Annotated in this window: 13 protein-coding genes; all 13 read left to right on the top strand. The window is 67.6% G+C overall.

Features of this window, described 5'->3' with window-relative positions; all coding sequences use genetic code 11:
* Position 1: 1 nt before the first annotated feature.
* Complete coding sequence (gene nuoK / locus MWN33_RS10250; RefSeq protein WP_247200405.1) at positions 2–310, top strand: NADH-quinone oxidoreductase subunit NuoK; 309 nt, start codon at positions 2–4, stop codon at positions 308–310.
* Positions 311–320: 10 nt separating this feature from the next.
* The gene (nuoL, locus tag MWN33_RS10255; RefSeq protein ID WP_247200406.1) at positions 321–2252 is read left to right on the top strand and encodes an NADH-quinone oxidoreductase subunit L; all 1932 of its coding nucleotides are present in this window, start codon (positions 321–323) and stop codon (positions 2250–2252) included.
* Complete coding sequence (locus tag MWN33_RS10260; RefSeq protein ID WP_247200407.1) at positions 2252–3766, top strand: NADH-quinone oxidoreductase subunit M; 1515 nt, start codon at positions 2252–2254, stop codon at positions 3764–3766. The genes nuoL and MWN33_RS10260 overlap by 1 nt, the downstream gene beginning before the upstream one ends.
* Before the next feature lie 31 nt (positions 3767–3797).
* Complete coding sequence (gene nuoN, locus MWN33_RS10265; RefSeq protein WP_247200408.1) at positions 3798–5225, top strand: NADH-quinone oxidoreductase subunit NuoN; 1428 nt, start codon at positions 3798–3800, stop codon at positions 5223–5225.
* A 2-nt stretch (positions 5226–5227) separates the two neighbouring features.
* Positions 5228–5983, top strand: coding sequence for a biotin--[acetyl-CoA-carboxylase] ligase (locus tag MWN33_RS10270; protein ID WP_247200409.1), 756 nt, complete (start codon positions 5228–5230; stop codon positions 5981–5983).
* Between the two features lie 71 nt (positions 5984–6054).
* Positions 6055–7683: a ribonuclease J gene (locus MWN33_RS10275; RefSeq protein ID WP_281493736.1), complete on the top strand. Its 1629-nt coding sequence runs from the start codon at positions 6055–6057 to the stop codon at positions 7681–7683.
* Between the two features lie 96 nt (positions 7684–7779).
* Positions 7780–8184 carry a methylmalonyl-CoA epimerase gene (gene mce, locus MWN33_RS10280; RefSeq protein WP_247200411.1) on the top strand — a complete coding sequence of 135 codons (405 nt, stop codon included), beginning with the start codon at positions 7780–7782 and terminating at the stop codon, positions 8182–8184.
* 9 nt (positions 8185–8193) lie between these two features.
* Entirely contained in the window at positions 8194–8463 is a 270-nt protein-coding gene (locus tag MWN33_RS10285) for a DUF1467 family protein (RefSeq protein WP_247200412.1), read from the top strand.
* A gap of 440 nt (positions 8464–8903) precedes the next feature.
* The gene (proS, locus tag MWN33_RS10290) at positions 8904–10226 is read left to right on the top strand and encodes a proline--tRNA ligase (protein WP_247200413.1); all 1323 of its coding nucleotides are present in this window, start codon (positions 8904–8906) and stop codon (positions 10224–10226) included.
* A gap of 226 nt (positions 10227–10452) precedes the next feature.
* Complete coding sequence (locus MWN33_RS10295) at positions 10453–11676, top strand: lipoprotein-releasing ABC transporter permease subunit (protein ID WP_247200754.1); 1224 nt, start codon at positions 10453–10455, stop codon at positions 11674–11676.
* Between the two features lie 10 nt (positions 11677–11686).
* Positions 11687–12382: an ABC transporter ATP-binding protein gene (locus tag MWN33_RS10300; protein ID WP_247200414.1), complete on the top strand. Its 696-nt coding sequence runs from the start codon at positions 11687–11689 to the stop codon at positions 12380–12382.
* A gap of 81 nt (positions 12383–12463) precedes the next feature.
* Positions 12464–12919 (top strand): hypothetical protein, encoded by a 456-nt coding sequence (locus MWN33_RS10305; RefSeq protein WP_247200415.1) that lies wholly within the window; start codon positions 12464–12466, stop codon positions 12917–12919.
* 343 nt (positions 12920–13262) lie between these two features.
* Positions 13263–16697, top strand: coding sequence for a DNA polymerase III subunit alpha (gene dnaE, locus MWN33_RS10310; RefSeq protein WP_247200416.1), 3435 nt, complete (start codon positions 13263–13265; stop codon positions 16695–16697).
* Positions 16698–16745 lie beyond the last annotated feature (48 nt).

Below are 16745 nucleotides of genomic sequence, written 5' to 3' on the forward strand. Positions count from 1 at the left end.
GATGGCGATCGGCCTTCCGCACTATCTGACCGTCGCGGCCATCCTGTTCACGCTGGGCACGCTGGGCATCTTCCTCAACCGGAAGAACGTCATCGTCATCCTGATGTCGGTGGAGCTCATCCTGCTGGCGGTGAACATCAACCTCGTCGCCTTCTCGGTCTTCCTCGGCAATATCGTCGGGCAGGTCTTTGCCCTGTTCGTGCTGACGGTCGCCGCCGCCGAGGCCGCCATCGGCCTTGCCATCCTCGTGGTGTTCTTCCGCAATCGCGGGTCGATCGCCGTCGAGGACATCAACACCATGAAGGGCTGAGCGGGCAGTCATGTATCAGGCGATCGTCTTCCTCCCCCTGATCGGCTTCCTGATCGCCGGCCTGTTCGGCCGGCTGATCGGCGCGCGCGCCTCGGAGCTGATCACCACCGGGCTGCTCTTCGTCTCGGCCTTCTTCTCCTGGATCGTGTTCTTCAAGACCGCCTTCGGCGGCCAGGACGTGGTGATCGAGCTGTTCACCTGGTTCTCGACAGGCGGCGTCAACGTCGCCTGGGCGATCCGGGTCGACACGCTCACCGCCGTCATGCTGATCCTCGTGACCAGCGTGTCCTCGCTCGTGCACCTCTACTCCATGGGGTACATGCACGAGGACCCGAGCCGGCCGCGCTTCTTCGCCTATCTCTCGCTGTTCACCTTCGCCATGCTGACGCTGGTGACGAGCGACAACCTCGTCCAGCTCTTCTTCGGCTGGGAGGGCGTGGGCCTGGCCTCCTACTTGCTGATCGGCTTCTGGTACGACAAGCCGTCGGCCTGCGCGGCGGCGATGAAGGCCTTCATCGTCAACCGCGTCGGCGATTTCGGCTTCGCGCTCGGCATTTTCGCCGTCTACCTGATGACCGGTTCGGTCGCCTTCGAGCAGGTCTTCGCGGCGGCGCCTTCGCTGCTCGACAAGAACATTCTGTTCCTCGGCCATGAGTGGCACGCGCCGACGGTGATCTGCCTGCTGCTGTTCATCGGCGCCATGGGCAAGTCGGCGCAGCTCGGCCTGCACACCTGGCTGCCGGACGCCATGGAAGGCCCGACGCCGGTCTCCGCGCTCATCCACGCGGCGACCATGGTGACCGCCGGCGTCTTCATGGTGGCGCGCCTGTCGCCGTTGTTCGAGCTGTCGCAGACCGCTCTCAACGTGGTGCTGTTCGTCGGCGCCTCGACCGCCTTCTTCGCGGCGACGATCGGCTGCGTGCAGAACGACATCAAGCGCGTCATCGCTTACTCGACCTGCTCGCAGCTCGGCTACATGTTCGTCGCGCTCGGCGCCGGCGCCTATTCGGTCGGCGTGTTCCACCTGCTCACGCACGGCTTCTTCAAGGCGCTGCTGTTCCTCGCGGCCGGCTCGGTCATCCACGCGATGCACCATGAGCAGGACATGCGGCACATGGGCGGCCTGTGGCGGAAGATCCCGTTCACCTACGCCACCATGATGATCGGCGGCCTGGCGCTGACCGGCTTCCCCTTCACCGCCGGCTATTTCTCGAAGGACGCGATCATCGAGACCGCCTTCGTCAGCCACAGCCCCTTCGCCACCTATGCCTGGGTGCTGACGGTGGCGGCGGCGGCGCTGACGGCCTTCTACACCTGGCGTCAGATGTTCATGACGTTCCACGGCAAGACGCGCGCGGATCACCACACCTACGATCACGCGCATGAATCGCCGCTGACCATGCTCATCCCGCTCGGGCTGCTGTCGCTCGGCGCGCTGTTCGCCGGCATGATCCTCTACCCCTATTTCGTCGGGCACGATGTGGATCACTTCTTCCGCGAGGCCATCTTCATGGGGCCGGAGAACAAGATCCTCGAGGAGATCCACCACATCCCCGGCTGGGCCAAGTGGGCGCCGACGGTGATGATGGCGGGCGGCTTCCTCGTCGCCTACTGGATGTACATCGCCAATACGGCGGTGCCGAAGGCGCTCGCGAAGCAGAACGACGTGCTGTACCGCTTCCTGCTCAACAAGTGGTACTTCGACGAGATCTACAACTTCCTGTTCGTGCGCCCGACCATGTGGCTCGGCAACTTCCTCTGGAAGGAGGGTGACGGCCGCGTCATCAACGGCTTCGGCCCGGACGGCGTCTCCGCCCGCGTGCTCGACGTCACCGACCGCGTGGTGCGTCTCCAGACCGGCTATCTCTACCACTACGCGTTCGTGATGCTGGTGGGCGTCGCGGCCCTCATCACCTGGTTCATGTTCGGGGGCGCGCACTGATGTACGACTGGCCCATTCTCTCCGTCGTCACTTTCCTGCCGCTCGTCGGCGCGCTGCTCATCGTCCTGATGATCCGCGGCGACGACGAGGTGGCGCAGCGCAACGCCCGCTGGGTGGCGCTGTGGGCAACCCTCGTCACCTTCATCATCTCGCTGCTGCTGCTGGTCGGCTTCGATCCGTCGGGCCAGGAGTTCCAGTTCGTCGAGCACCGCCCGTGGCTCGGCGAGTTCGCCGCCTACCGCATGGGCGTCGACGGCATCTCGCTGCCCTTCGTGCTGCTCACGACGCTGCTGATGCCGATGTGCATCCTCGCCAGCTGGGAATCGATCCATGTCCGCGTGAAGGAGTACATGATCTGCTTCCTCGTGCTCGAGACGCTGATGATCGGCACCTTCTCGGCACTGGACCTGCTGCAGTTCTACTTCTTCTTCGAAGGCGGCCTGATCCCGATGTTCCTCATCATCGGCATCTGGGGCGGCAAGCGGCGCATCTACGCGACCTTCAAGTTCTTCCTCTACACGCTGGCCGGCTCGGTGCTCATGATGCTCGCCATCATGGCGATGTACTGGCAGGCGGGCACGACCGACATCGCGGCGCTGCTGAAGTTCAACTTCCCGGCGGGCATGCAGACCTGGCTCTGGCTGGCCTTCTTCGCCTCCTTCGCGGTGAAGATGCCGATGTGGCCGGTGCACACCTGGCTGCCCGACGCGCATGTCGAGGCGCCGACTGCCGGCTCGGTCATCCTCGCGGGCATCCTGCTGAAGATGGGCGGCTACGGCTTCCTGCGCTTCAGCCTGCCCATGTTCCCCGACGCCTCGGCCTATTTCGCGCCGATGGTGTTCACGCTCTCGGTGATCGCGATCATCTACACCTCGCTGGTCGCCCTGATGCAGGAGGACATCAAGAAGCTGATCGCCTATTCCTCCGTCGCCCATATGGGCTACGTGACCATGGGCATCTTCACGCTGACGCAGGAAGGCATACAGGGCGCCGTGTTCCAGATGGTGAGCCACGGCTTCGTGTCGGGCGCGCTGTTCCTGTGCGTCGGCGTGATCTACGACCGCATGCACACCCGCGAGATCGCGGCCTATGGCGGCATCGTCAACCGCATGCCGATCTACGCGACGGTGTTCATGGTGTTCACCATGGCCAATGTCGGCCTGCCGGGCACCTCGGGCTTCATCGGCGAGTTCCTGCCGCTGCTCGCCGTCTTCGGACGCAACACCTGGGTGGCGCTGTTCGCCACCACCGGCGTCATCCTCTCGGCCGCCTATGCGCTCTGGCTGTACCGCCGGGTGGTGTTCGGCGCGCTGGAGAAGGACAGCCTCAAGGGGCTGACGGACGTGACGCCGCGCGAGATGGCTTCGCTCGTCCCGCTGCTGTTCTTCACCATCCTCTTCGGTGTCTGGCCGCAGCCGATCCTCGATGCCTGCAACGTGGCGGTGAGCACCATCGTCGCGCGCGCCGACGTCGCCGCCGGCGCCGTGAAGGCCGCCGCCCTGATGCTGCACTGAACCGATACATGACCCTCGCGGAGCCTCTTCGATGACCCTCACCCTCGCCGCGCTCGGCCCCGCGCTGCCCGAACTGCTGCTGGCCATCTCCGCCATCCTGCTGCTGCTGTTCGGCGCCTTCGTCGGGCCCCGGTCGACCGATACGGTGAACGGCCTCGCCCTCGCCGCGCTGTTCGCCGCACTGGTGCTGGTCATCCTCGGGCCGGCGCAGGCCAGCCTGTTCAACGGCGCCTTTCAGGTCGACGCCTATTCGCGCTTCCTCAAGGTGCTGGCGCTCATCGGCGCCGGCGGCGCGCTCGCCATGTCGGTGGACTGGCTGAAGATCGAAAAGCAGGCCCGCTTCGAATACGCGATCCTCGTCCTGCTCTCGACGCTCGGCATGATGATGCTGATCTCGGCCGGCGACCTGATCGCGCTCTATATCGGCCTCGAACTGATGAGCCTCGCGCTCTACGTCATCGCCGCCAACAACCGCGATTCGGTGCGCTCGACCGAGGCCGGCCTGAAGTATTTCGTGCTCGGCGCGCTCTCCTCGGGCATGTTCCTGTACGGCGCCTCGCTGATCTATGGCTTCACCGGCTCGATCAACTTCGCGCAGATCGCCGAGGTGGCGCGCGAGCCGTCGCTCGGGCTGATCTTCGGCATCGTGTTCACCTTCGCCGGCCTGTGCTTCAAGGTCTCAGCCGTGCCGTTTCACATGTGGACGCCGGACGTCTATGAGGGTGCGCCGACCCCCGTAACCACCTTCTTCGCCGCCGCGCCGAAGATCGCCGCCATGGCGGTGTTCGTGCGCTTCGCGCTGGAGGCGCTGCCGCACGTCGCCCATCAGTGGCAGCAGATCGTGGTCTTCGTCTCCATCGCCTCGATGGCGCTCGGCTCCTTCGCCGCCATCGGCCAGCGCAACCTCAAGCGCCTGATGGCCTATTCCTCCATCGGCCATATGGGCTTCGCGCTGGTCGGCCTCGCCGCCGGCACGGAGCAGGGCGTGCGCGGCGTGCTGATCTACCTCACCGTCTACATGGCGATGACGCTCGGCACCTTCGCCTGCATCCTGTCGATGCGGCGCAAGGACGGCATGGTGGAGAATTATGACGAACTCGCCGGCCTCGCCCGCACCAGCCCGGTGAAGGCGTTCTTCCTTGCCGCGCTGATGTTCTCGCTCGCCGGCATTCCCCCGCTGGCCGGCTTCCTCGCCAAGTACTACGTCTTCCTCGCCGCCATCGAGGCGGGGATGTACACGCTCGCCGTCATCGGCGTACTCACCAGCGTGGTCGGCGCCTTCTACTATCTGCGCATCGTCAAGGTGATGTACTTCGACGAGCCGGCCCCGGCCTTCGAGCCGATGCCGTCCGAGCTGCGCGCCGTGCTGGCGGTCGCCGGCCTCTTCACCCTGCTGTTCTTCGTCTATCCGGGCCCGATCCTGTCGGCGGCGGGCGCGGCGGCGCGGGCGCTCTTCTAGGAATGGCGCCCACCGCCGGTGCGACGCCGGTCGTCCGTTTCGAGACGGTCGGCTCCACCAATGCCGAGGCGCTGGCCCGCCTGGACGGACCCTCGCCCTGCTGGTACGTCGCGCAGCGCCAGAGCGGCGGGCGCGGGCGTCGCGGCCGGCCGTGGACCTCCGAGCCCGGCAATCTCTACGCCTCGCTGCTGCTCGTCGGGGCAGGTCCAGCCAGCCGCCAGCCGGAGCTGTGCTTCGTCGCGGCGCTGGCGCTCTACGACGCCGTGCGCGCCGTCTCCGGCATCGACCCGCTTCGCATCGGGCTGAAATGGCCCAATGACGTGATGATCGACGGCGCCAAGCTCGCCGGTATCCTGCTGGAGGGCGCCGCCCGCGCCGGCGGTCCCGCCGCGACGGTGATCGGGTTCGGCGTCAATTGCGCGCATCACCCCGCCGACACGCCTTACCCCGCGACGGACCTGGCGGCCGCCGGCTATCCTACCGAGCCCGACGCGCTGCTTGCCGCGCTCGACGCGGCGATGCGCGCGCGGCTGGCCGACTGGGCCGGGGAGGGCGGCTTCGCCGGCGTTCGCGACGCCTGGCTGCGGCGTGCGACCGGCATCGGCCGGCCGGTGACGGTGCGGCTCGGCGAGCGGCAGGTGGACGGTGTTTTCGAGGCGCTCGACGTGTCGGGTGCTATGGTGCTGCGCCGGATGGACGGCGCGCGCGAGACGATCAGCGCCGGCGACGTGTTTCCCTCGTCCGCCGCGCCAGTGTGAAAGGCAGTAATGTGAGCAAGTGGCCGGACGAGCTGGTCTTCGCCCCCCTCGGAGGGGTCGGCGAGATCGGCATGAATCTCGGGCTGTACGGACTGGGCCCGCGCAACCGGCGCAAATGGCTGGCCATCGACCTCGGCATTTCCTTCGCGCCGCCGGAGATTCCCGGCATCGATATCATCATGCCGGACGTGTCGTTCCTTGAGGATGAGGCGAAGGCGGGCAACCTCGTCGGCCTCGTCATCACTCACGGGCACGAGGACCATATCGGCGCGCTGGTCGACCTGTGGCCGCGCCTTGGCTGCACGGTCTACACGACGCCCTTCACCCACGCGCTGGCCGAGGTGCGCCGGCTCGGCGAGCCGGGCGCGCCGAAGATCCCCTTCCATGTGGTGCCGACCGGCGGGCGCACGCAGATCGGGCCGTTCGACGTCGAGTTCCTCCCCGTCGCGCATTCGATTCCCGACAGCCACGCGCTCGCCATCCGCACGCCGCTCGGCCTCGTTGTGCACACGGGCGACTGGAAGATCGACCCGACCCCGGTGGTCGGCAACATCACGGATCCGGCGCGCTTCTCGGCACTCGGCGACGAGGGCGTGCGCGCGATCGTCTGCGATTCCACCAACGCCTTCCGAGATGGGATTTCGCCCTCCGAGACCGACGTGCAGCAGGTGCTGGGCGAACTCATCGCCGCCGCGCCGAACCGGGTGGCGGTGACGACCTTCGCCTCGAATGTCGCGCGCGTCCGCTCCATCGCCGAGGCGGCGATGAAGAACGGGCGCGAAGTGGTGCTGGTCGGCCGCGCCATGGAGCGCGTGGTCTCGGTGGCGCGCGAGCAGCACATGCTCGACGGATTGCCACCCTTCCGGCCGGTGGACGCCTATGGCTTCCTGCCGCGCGACAAGGTGGTCGCGATCCTCACCGGCAGCCAGGGCGAGCCGCGCGCCGCGCTGGCCCGCATCGCCGACGACGACCACCCCGACATCGCTCTCTCGCCGGGCGACCAGGTGATCTTCTCCTCGCGCACCATTCCCGGCAATGAGCGGGCGGTGAACCGCATCATCAACGCGCTGGTGCTGCAGGGCGTGAAGATCATCACCGACCGCGACGGGCTGGTGCATGTCTCCGGCCATCCGCGGCGGGGCGAGCTGGAGCAGATGTACCAGTGGCTGCGCCCGCAGGTCGCGGTGCCGGTGCATGGCGAGCCGCTGCATCTGGCTGAGCATGCCGAGCTCGCACGCCGCATGGGTGCGCGGGAGGTCGTCCGCATCGTCGACGGCGACGTGGTGCGCCTCATCAGCGCCGATCCCTCCGCCTCGGCCGAGGTGATCGAGGAACTGCCGTCGGGCCGGCTCTACAAGGACGGCAACGTGCTGATCGGCTCTGACGACCCGGCGGTCGCCGAGCGCCGCCGCATGTCCTTCGCGGGCCTCGTCTCGGTCGCCATCGCCATGTCGGGCAAGGGCGAGGTCGTCGGCGATCCGATGATCGACCTGTCGGGCCTGCCGCGCCTCGGCCTCGGCGGCAAGCCGCTCGACGAGGTGGTGGAGGATGCCGTCCTCGACTGCCTCGACGGCCTGCCCAAGGCGCGCCGGCGCGACCCGGACGCGGTCGCCGAATCCGTCACCCGTGCGGTGCGGGGCTCGGTGAACGCGGCCTGGGGCAAGAAGCCACTGTGCCACGTGCTGGTGGTCACGGTATGACATCGCGGCACGGGCGCTCCGGCCTGCGCGAAAGTTGAATGCCTTTCGCCGGCCGGACGTGCTCCAAAGGGCGCCGCTGAGGCGAGGGAGTGCGCAATGATCGGCCGTCTGAACCATGTGGCGATTGCCGTGCCGGATCTCGACGCGGCTATCGCCACCTATCGCGATACGCTGGGCGGGCAGGTGTCGGGCGTCGTGCCCCAGCCCGAGCACGGCGTGAACACGGTGTTCGTCGCCCTTCCCAACACCAAGGTCGAGCTGCTCGGCGCGCTGGGTGAGAACTCGCCGATCGGCAAGTTTTTGGAGCGCAACCCCGAGGGTGGCATCCACCATCTCTGCTACGAGGTGGACGACATTCTCGCCGCGCGCGACCGGTTGCTGGCCGCCGGTGCGCGGGTGCTGGGCTCGGGTGAGCCGCGCCTCGGCGCGCATGGCAAGCCGGTGCTCTTCCTCCACCCCAAGGACTTCCTCGGCACCCTCGTCGAGCTGGAACAGGCCTGAGATCCCGCCATGGGCGTCACGACCTATATTGCGATCTACTTCATCGTCTGGTGGGTGGTGATCTTCACCGTCCTGCCCTTCGGCGTGCGCTCGCAGCACGAGGACGGCGCGGTCGAGGACGGCACCGAGCCCGGCGCGCCCCAGCGCCCGCTGCTGCTGCGCAAGGCGCTCATCACCACGGTGATTTCCGCCGTCATCGTGCTGGTGTTCGCCTGGGCGGTCGAGACCGGCCGGCTGCACGTCGACATGTTCCCGATGCCGTTCACGATCTACAAATAGGCGCCGGCACGCGGCGCCGGCCGGGCAGGGCGCATAGCCCGCAGGCATTCAGGCAAAAAAAGAGGCGGGACCTCGGTCCCGCCTGCTTTGTTTGGCCGCCCACACCCGATTCCGCGCCGTTTCGGCGTCTGTCGGGGGGCTTTCTTAGCCGTCATTCCTCCCGAGACCTGGACCGTTATCGCGCTCCTGGAGAGCGATCAGCGGACCTCTTTCTAGAGGCCGGCACCATAGAGCAAGAAATGCGGCCTTGTCATCCTTGCGTCGCAATAGAATGATGGTGCATTGCAATAGAATTGGGCTTCCGATCCGGTGCCCCGCCTGCGTTTCAGGCAGCGGGGCGTGCGTGCGGCGCGCAAGGGCTTGTCTTTTGCCGACCGATCCGGTTTCACTCCGCCAGCACCGCCGCGCCTCCGTTCCGGCCGAATCGTGAGTTCCAGCCCATGCGTCTGTCCCGCTACTTCCTTCCCATCCTCCGCGAAGTCCCGAAGGAAGCGGAAATCGTCTCGCACCGGCTGATGCTGCGCGCCGGCATGATCCGGCAGGAGAGCGCCGGCATCTATGCCTGGCTGCCGCTCGGCAAGCGCGTGCTGGACAAGATCTGCAACGTGGTGCGCGAGGAGCAGAACCGCTCCGGTGCCGTCGAGATCCTGATGCCGACCATCCAGTCGGCTGATCTGTGGCGCGAGAGTGGACGCTACGACGACTACGGCAAGGAGATGCTGCGCATCAAGGACCGGCATGAGCGCGACATGCTCTACGGGCCGACCAATGAGGAGATGCTCACCGAGATCGTGCGGGCCTATGTGAAGTCCTACAAGGACCTGCCGTTGAACCTCTACCACATCCAGTGGAAGTTCCGTGACGAAGTGCGCCCGCGCTTCGGCGTCATGCGCTCGCGCGAGTTCCTCATGAAGGACGCGTACTCGGTCGATCTCGACTTCGAGAGCGCCGTCGTCGCCTATAACCGCATGTTCGTGGCCTATCTGCGCACCTTCGAGCGGCTCGGCCTCAAGGCAATCCCGATGGTGGCCGACACCGGCCCGATCGGCGGCAATCACAGCCACGAGTTCATCATCCTCGCCTCCACCGGCGAGAGCCAGGTGTTCTGCCATTCCGACTATCTCGGCATGGCGACCCCCGGCACCGACGTCGACTTCCGGGACCCGGCGCAGCTCCAGTCCATCGTCGACCGGTGGACGAGCCTCTACGCCGCCACCGAGGAGAAGCACGACGAGGCAGCCTTTGCCGCGATACCCGACGGACAGCGCCTGTCCGCGCGCGGCATCGAGGTGGGCCACATCTTCTATTTTGGAACCAAATATTCCGAGCCGATGGGCGCCAAGGTCGCCGGCCCGGACGGCGTCGAGCGGCCCGTGCACATGGGCTCCTACGGCATCGGGCCCTCGCGCCTCGCCGCTGCCATCATCGAGGCTTCGCACGACGAGAACGGCATCATCTGGCCGGAGGCCATCGCGCCGTTCCGCGTCGGCCTGCTCAACCTCAAGCCCGGCGACGCCGCGACGGATGCCGCCTGCGAGGCGATCTATGCCGAGCTCGGCGCGCGCAATGTCGACGTGCTCTACGACGACACCGAGGAGCGGCCCGGCTCGAAATTCGCCACCGCCGACCTCATCGGCCTGCCCTGGCAGCTCATCGTCGGCCCCAAGGGACTGGCCACCGGCTCGGTCGAGCTGAAGCGCCGCGCCGACGGTTTCCGCGAGACTCTGCCGATCTCCGAGGCCATTGCGCGGATCACGGGTTGAAGAAGGCCGGGCGAATCTGCGCAAGTGCTGACCGGCCGCCCGACTTTCGACACGGGCGGCACTACAAGTGCAGGACGACAGGTGCAGGCCGGTGAACGACCGGCATGACGGGACGCGCGGCGGAGCAAGCATGGCGGGACGGAGCGAGGCGCGTCGGGGCAAGGCAGCGCAGGCGCACGCCGCCGCCGAGCCGACCGGCTCACGGCCCTTCAGCGCCTTCGAGTGGATGCTGTCGCTGCGTTACCTCCGCGCGCGCCGCAAGGAAGGCTTCATCTCGGTCATCGCCGGCTTCTCCTTCCTCGGCATCATGCTCGGCGTCGCCACGCTCATCATCGTCATGGCGGTGATGAACGGTTTCCGCACCGAGCTGCTGTCGAAGATTCTCGGCCTCAACGGCCACATGCTGGTGCAGCCCATCGACGGCCCGCTGACCGATTACGAGGCCGTCGCCCAGCGCATCGCCGGCGTGCCGGGCATCAAGCTCGCCGTGCCGTTGGTGGAAGGGCAGGCGCTGGCCTCTTCGGCCTTCAACGCCGGCGGCGTGCTGGTGCGCGGGCTCTCCGAGAAGAACCTGCGCGCGCTGCCGGCCATCGGCGCCAACATCAAGGCCGGCACGCTGGACGGCTTCGACGAGGGCTCCGGCGTCGCCATAGGCAAGCGCCTCGCCGACCAGCTCTCGCTGCAGGCGGGCGACAATCTCACGCTCGTCGCCCCGCGCGGCGCGGTGACGCCCATGGGCACGACGCCGCGCATCAAGGTCTACAAGATCGCCGCAGTGTTCGAGATCGGCATGTCGGAATATGACAGCGCCTTCGTCTTCATGCCGCTCGCCGAGAGCCAGGCCTATTTCAACAAGGACGGCGACGTCACCGCCATCGAGGTCTACACCGACAATCCCGACGCCATCGAGGGCTACCGCTCGGCGGTGCAGGCGGCAGCCGGGCGGCCGATCTACATCGTCGACTGGCGCCAGCGAAACGCGACCTTCTTCAATGCGCTGCAGGTCGAGCGCAACGTGATGTTCCTCATCCTGACGCTCATCGTCGTGGTGGCGGCGTTCAACATCGTCTCCGGCCTCAACATGCTGGTGAAGGATAAGGGCCGCGACATCGGCATCCTGCGCACCATGGGCGCGACGCGCGGGGCGATCATGCGCGTCTTCCTCGTCACCGGCGCCGCCATCGGCGTGGTTGGCACGCTCGCCGGCTTCCTGCTCGGGCTGCTCGTGTGCCTGAATGTCGAGGAAATCCGCCAGTTCATCTCGTGGCTGACATCGACCGAGCTGTTCTCGCCGGAGCTCTATTATCTCAGCCGCCTGCCGGCCGAGATGAACGCCGGCGAGACCGCCACCGTCGTGGTCATGGCGCTCGTCCTGTCCTTCCTGGCCCCGCTCTACCCGTCCTGGCGCGCCGCGCGCCTCGATCCGGTGGAAGCGCTGCGCTACGAATAGGAGGACGGCCATGTCCCTCGCATCCCCGCAGGCGGCACTCCGGCTGGAGAAGGTCGAGCGCAGCTACTCCCAGGGCGATGACCGGCTCGATATCCTGCGCGGGGCCGACTTCACCGTGATGGAAGGCCAGTCGGTGGCGCTGGTGGCGCCCTCGGGCACCGGCAAGTCGACTCTGCTGCACATTGCCGGCCTGCTGGAGCATCAGGACGCCGGCGAGGTGTTCATCGGCGGCAAGGCGACCGCTGGTCTTCCCGACGCCGAGCGCACGCGCATCCGCCGCGTCGATGTCGGCTTCGTCTACCAGTTCCACCATCTGCTGCCGGAGTTCTCGGCGCAGGAGAACGTGATGCTGCCGCAGATGATCCGCGGCCTCTCCCGCAAGGAGGCGGCCGCGCGCGCGGCGGAACTGCTCGGCTATCTCGGCCTCGCCAAGCGCCTCGATCACCGGCCGGGCGAACTTTCCGGCGGCGAGCAGCAGCGCGTCGCCATCGCCCGCGCCGTGGCCAATGCGCCGCGCGTGCTCCTCGCCGACGAGCCGACCGGCAATCTCGATCCCAACACCGCCGACCACGTTTTCCACGCCCTGTCGCAGCTCGTCGAGGCTACCGGGCTGGCGGCGGTGATCGCCACGCATAATCTCGAACTGGCGGGCCGCATGCATCGCCGCGTCACCCTTCAGGAAGGGCACGTGGTCGAATTGCGCTGACCGCGCGGGCGGGCGCGATTACCGCCCCGTGGCGGTATTATCGTGTATTGTCGATTGCGTTGACGCGCACGGATCGCCGCCATGCTGGATCACCTGCTCAAGGCCGATCATATGACGCTCCTCGCCGGCAGCGTCGCCGTGGTGATCGTCCTGATCATCCTGCTGCGCTGGACCGGCCAGCGCGTGGCGATGCCGCGCGCCTCGCTGGCGCTCAAGGGCGACGGCACGTTCGACTACGGCATCGCCGGCACGCAGGCGCACCAGCCCGCGCTGGCCCGCATCGCCGGGCGCCGCCCTTCCGACATGGGAGAGGAGCGCGTCGCCGAGCTGGTCGCCTCCGTCACCGAGACCGGCCAGCCGTCCGTCATCGCCGTGCAGGTCGAGGGCGCGCATGTCGGGGACATCCACGGGCGCGACATCCCGCATTTCCACGCCGCCACCGGCGGGCGCGTCGCCGCCTGCAACGCGGTGGTGCTGAAGGAGAAGGGCGTGCTGACCGTCAGGCTCGACGTCGTCTGGCCGCCCCGGCTCACCTAAGCGGCTGAACTCTCCCGCCGATTCGCAGTGGCCCGGAGGCTGTTGGCATTTCGTCAACCATCACCGGGAACGAAAGAAGAACATGGCTGGACTCTGGGGATTATGGGGGTAATGTTCTCTCTATGTTCCAAGGAGGTCGCCATGATCCGCATCTTCGTACAGGAAGCCGCCGCCCTCGCATCCCTCGGCCTGTTCATCGCCATGATCGGCATCTGGGCCGGCGTCATCACGGGCGTCTGAATCCCCGCCGCCCTGAGGACAGCGGGGAGGAGCCGCCCCGGCGGCTGGACGCACCGGCGCCCGGCCGTCAGCATTGAGCTTCGCCGAATCGCGGGAGGATGGAATGGCAGAGGCAGAGGTCGGGTTCGTTCACCTGCATGTGCATTCCGCCTTCTCGCTGCTGGAAGGCGCGCTCACCATCGGCAAGCTTGCCGAGCTCGCCAAGAAGGACCGGCAGCCGGCCATCGCGCTGACCGACACCGGCAATCTGTTCGGAGCGCTGGAATTCTCGGAGAAGCTGGCGGGCAGCGGCATCCAGCCGATCCTCGGTTGCGCGCTGGCGGTGGATTTTCCCGGCCCCGCGCCTCGTGGCCCCGCCGGCGCGGAGCGGCCGCGCATCGTTCTCCTCGCGATGAACGAGCAGGGCTGGACCAACCTGATGGAGCTGGTCTCGCGCTCCTATCTCGACACCGCCTCGGACGGCGCACCGCACATCAAGCTAGACTGGCTGACGGGCCGCGCCGAGGGGCTGATCGCGCTCACGGGGGGCCCCGGCGGCCCGATAGACCGCGCGTTGGTCGCCGGCAGCAACGATCTCGCCGAGCAGCGCCTTTTCGCGCTTTCCGAACTGTTCGGCGACCGGCTCTATGTCGAGATCCAGCGCCACGGCGTCGCCGAGGAACGCCGGGTCGAGCCGGCGCTGGTTGAACTCGCCTACCGGCTGGAACTGCCGCTGGTGGCGACCAACGAGCCCTTCTTCGCCACCCAGGACGACTATGAGGCGCATGACGCGCTGATCTGCATCGCCGAGGGCCGGCTGGTGGCCGAGCCGGACCGGCGCCAGCTCACGCCGGAGCACCGCTTCCGTACCCGCGCCGAAATGGCGGCGATGTTCGCCGACCTGCCGGAGGCGCTCGTCAACACGGTGGAGATCGCCCGCCGCTGCGCCTATCGCCCGCGCACGGTGAAGCCGATCCTTCCGCGCTTTACGCTCGATCGCGACGAGGCGGAGGAACTGCGTCTGCAGGCGGAGGAGGGGCTCGCCCGTCGTCTCGCCGTGCACGGTCCCGCGCCGGGGCTGACGCAGAAGGACTACGAGGACCGGCTCGCCTTCGAGCTCTCCATCATCGAGAAGATGAAGTTCCCCGGCTACTTCCTCATCGTGTCGGACTTCATCAAATGGGCGAAGGCGCAGGGCATTCCGGTCGGCCCGGGGCGCGGCTCGGGCGCGGGTTCGCTCGTCGCCTATTCGCTCACCATCACCGATCTCGACCCGCTGCGTTTCGGCCTGCTCTTCGAGCGCTTCCTCAATCCCGAGCGCGTGTCGATGCCCGACTTCGACATCGACTTCTGCCAGGAACGCCGCGACGAGGTGATCCGCTACGTGCAGCAGCGCTACGGGCGCGATCAGGTGGCGCAGATCATTACCTTCGGTACGCTGCAGGCGCGCGGCGTGCTGCGCGACGTCGGCCGCGTGCTGGAAATGCCCTACGGGCAGGTCGACAAGCTCTGCAAGCTGGTTCCGCAGAACCCGGCCAACCCCGTCACGCTCAAGCAGGCCATCGGCGACGAGCCGCGCCTTCAGGCGGAGAGCGAGGCCAACCCGGTGGTGAAGCGGGCCTTCGACATCGCGACCCGCCTCGAAGGGCTCAACCGCCACGCCTCCACCCATGCCGCCGGCATCGTCATCGGCGACCGTCCGCTGGCCCGCCTCGTCCCGCTCTACCGAGACCCGCGCTCGGACATGCCGGTGACGCAGTACAACATGAAGTGGGTGGAGCAGGCCGGGCTGGTGAAGTTCGACTTCCTCGGCCTGAAGACGCTGACCGTGCTGCAGACGGCGGTGCGCCTCGTCGCCCAGCGCGGCATTGCGCTCGACCTCTCGACCATCCCGCTCGACGATCCCAAATCCTACGCCATGCTCACCCGCGGCGAGACGGTGGGCGTGTTCCAGGTGGAAAGCGCGGGCATGCGGCGCGCCCTCGTCGACATGAAGCCGGACCGGCTGGAGGACATCATCGCTCTGGTGGCGCTCTATCGCCCCGGCCCGATGGCGAACATCCCGGTCTATTGCGCGGTGAAGAACGGGCAGGAACAGGCCGCCTATGCCCACCCCGCGCTGGAAGGCAGCCTGAAGGAGACCTACGGCGTCATCATCTACCAGGAACAGGTGATGCAGATCGCGCAGACGCTGTCGGGCTATTCGCTCGGCGAAGCCGACCTGCTGCGCCGCGCCATGGGCAAGAAGATCCGCGCCGAGATGGACAAGCAGCGCGAGCGCTTCGTCTCCGGCGCCGTGGAACGCGCCGTGCCCAAGGCCAAGGCGTCGGAGATATTCGACCTTCTGGCCAAGTTCGCGGACTACGGCTTCAACAAGAGCCACGCCGCCGCCTATGCGCTGGTCGCCTACCAGACGGCCTACATGAAGGCCAACTACCCCACCGAGTTCCTCGCCGCCTCGATGACGCTCGACATGGGCAACACCGACAAGCTGGCCGAATTCCGCCAGGAAGCGCAGCGTCTCGGCATCGAGGTCGTGCCGCCCTCGGTGAACCATTCGGGCCGCGAATTCGCTGTGAAGGACGGGCGCATCCTCTATGCGCTCGCCGCCATCAAGGGCGTGGGCGTGCACGCGGTCGACGCCATCGTGGAGGCGCGCGGGGAGCGGCCCTTCGCCAGCCTTTCGGACTTCGCCGCCCGCATCAACGCCAAGGCGCTGAACAAGCGGACGATGGAGAGCCTGGTCAATGCCGGCGCCTTCGACATGCTGGAAAAGAACCGCGCGCGCGCGTCGGCGGCCATCGACCCGGTGCTGGCCCACGCCGCCTCGGTTGGCGCGGAAGTGGCGTCGGGCCAGTGGAACATGTTCGGCGGGCCTGCGGAGGCCGCCGAGCTGCCGCTGCCCAACGCCGCGCCCTGGCTGCCGGCCGAGAAGCTCCAGCGCGAATACGACGCCATCGGCTTCTTCCTCACCGGCCACCCGCTCGACGATTACGGCAAGGCGCTGGAACGGCTGCGCGTGCAGCGCTGGACCGACTTCACCCGCTCGGTGCGCGCCGGCTCCATCGCCGGCCGCCTCGCGGCGACGGTCGTGAGCCGGCAGGAGCGGCGCACCAAGACCGGCAACAAGATGGGCATCGTCGGCCTGTCCGATCCCTCCGGCACCTTCGAGGCGGTGCTGTTCTCCGAGACACTGGCGCAGTACCGCGAGCTGCTGGAGCCGGGCACCGCGCTGCTGCTTCAGGTCTCGGCCGAACTGCAGGGCGAGGACGTGCGCGCGCGCATCCAGTCGGCCGAGCCGCTCGACCAGGCGGCGTCCAAGATGCAGAAGGGCATGCGAATCTTCGTGCGCTCGCCCGATCCGCTGGAAAGCGTGGCGAACCGTCTCGGCTCGATTGCCGGCGGGCGGGGCGACGGCGAGGTGGCGCTGGTGCTGCTGCTCGGCGCGCGCGGCGAGACCGAGGTGGAGGTGAAGCTGCCGGGCCGCTTCAGCCTGTCGCCGCAGATCGCCGGGGCGATGAAGGCGGTGCCGGGCGTCGAGATGGTCGAGATGGCCTGACGCCATCGCGCGGCGGCGATTTCGATCACGCCGCGCGAGCTGCGGGCC

Source organism: Ancylobacter koreensis, from assembly GCF_023016525.1.
Classification (GTDB): Bacteria; Pseudomonadota; Alphaproteobacteria; order Rhizobiales; family Xanthobacteraceae; genus Ancylobacter; species Ancylobacter koreensis.

What these genes read in the sequence shown, in the direction of transcription:
- MWN33_RS10275 (WP_281493736.1), top strand. Translation starts at nt 6,055, where the DNA reads ATGAATCTCGGGCTGTACGGACTGGGCCCGCGCAACCGGCGCAAATGG.
- MWN33_RS10270 (WP_247200409.1), top strand. Translation starts at nt 5,228, where the DNA reads ATGGCGCCCACCGCCGGTGCGACGCCGGTCGTCCGTTTCGAGACGGTC.
- dnaE (WP_247200416.1), top strand. Translation starts at nt 13,263, where the DNA reads ATGGCAGAGGCAGAGGTCGGGTTCGTTCACCTGCATGTGCATTCCGCC.
- nuoN (WP_247200408.1), top strand. Translation starts at nt 3,798, where the DNA reads ATGACCCTCACCCTCGCCGCGCTCGGCCCCGCGCTGCCCGAACTGCTG.
- MWN33_RS10295 (WP_247200754.1), top strand. Translation starts at nt 10,453, where the DNA reads ATGCTGTCGCTGCGTTACCTCCGCGCGCGCCGCAAGGAAGGCTTCATC.
- nuoK (WP_247200405.1), top strand. Translation starts at nt 2, where the DNA reads ATGGCGATCGGCCTTCCGCACTATCTGACCGTCGCGGCCATCCTGTTC.
- MWN33_RS10260 (WP_247200407.1), top strand. Translation starts at nt 2,252, where the DNA reads ATGTACGACTGGCCCATTCTCTCCGTCGTCACTTTCCTGCCGCTCGTC.
- proS (WP_247200413.1), top strand. Translation starts at nt 8,904, where the DNA reads ATGCGTCTGTCCCGCTACTTCCTTCCCATCCTCCGCGAAGTCCCGAAG.
- nuoL (WP_247200406.1), top strand. Translation starts at nt 321, where the DNA reads ATGTATCAGGCGATCGTCTTCCTCCCCCTGATCGGCTTCCTGATCGCC.
- MWN33_RS10300 (WP_247200414.1), top strand. Translation starts at nt 11,687, where the DNA reads ATGTCCCTCGCATCCCCGCAGGCGGCACTCCGGCTGGAGAAGGTCGAG.
- mce (WP_247200411.1), top strand. Translation starts at nt 7,780, where the DNA reads ATGATCGGCCGTCTGAACCATGTGGCGATTGCCGTGCCGGATCTCGAC.
- MWN33_RS10285 (WP_247200412.1), top strand. Translation starts at nt 8,194, where the DNA reads ATGGGCGTCACGACCTATATTGCGATCTACTTCATCGTCTGGTGGGTG.
- MWN33_RS10305 (WP_247200415.1), top strand. Translation starts at nt 12,464, where the DNA reads ATGCTGGATCACCTGCTCAAGGCCGATCATATGACGCTCCTCGCCGGC.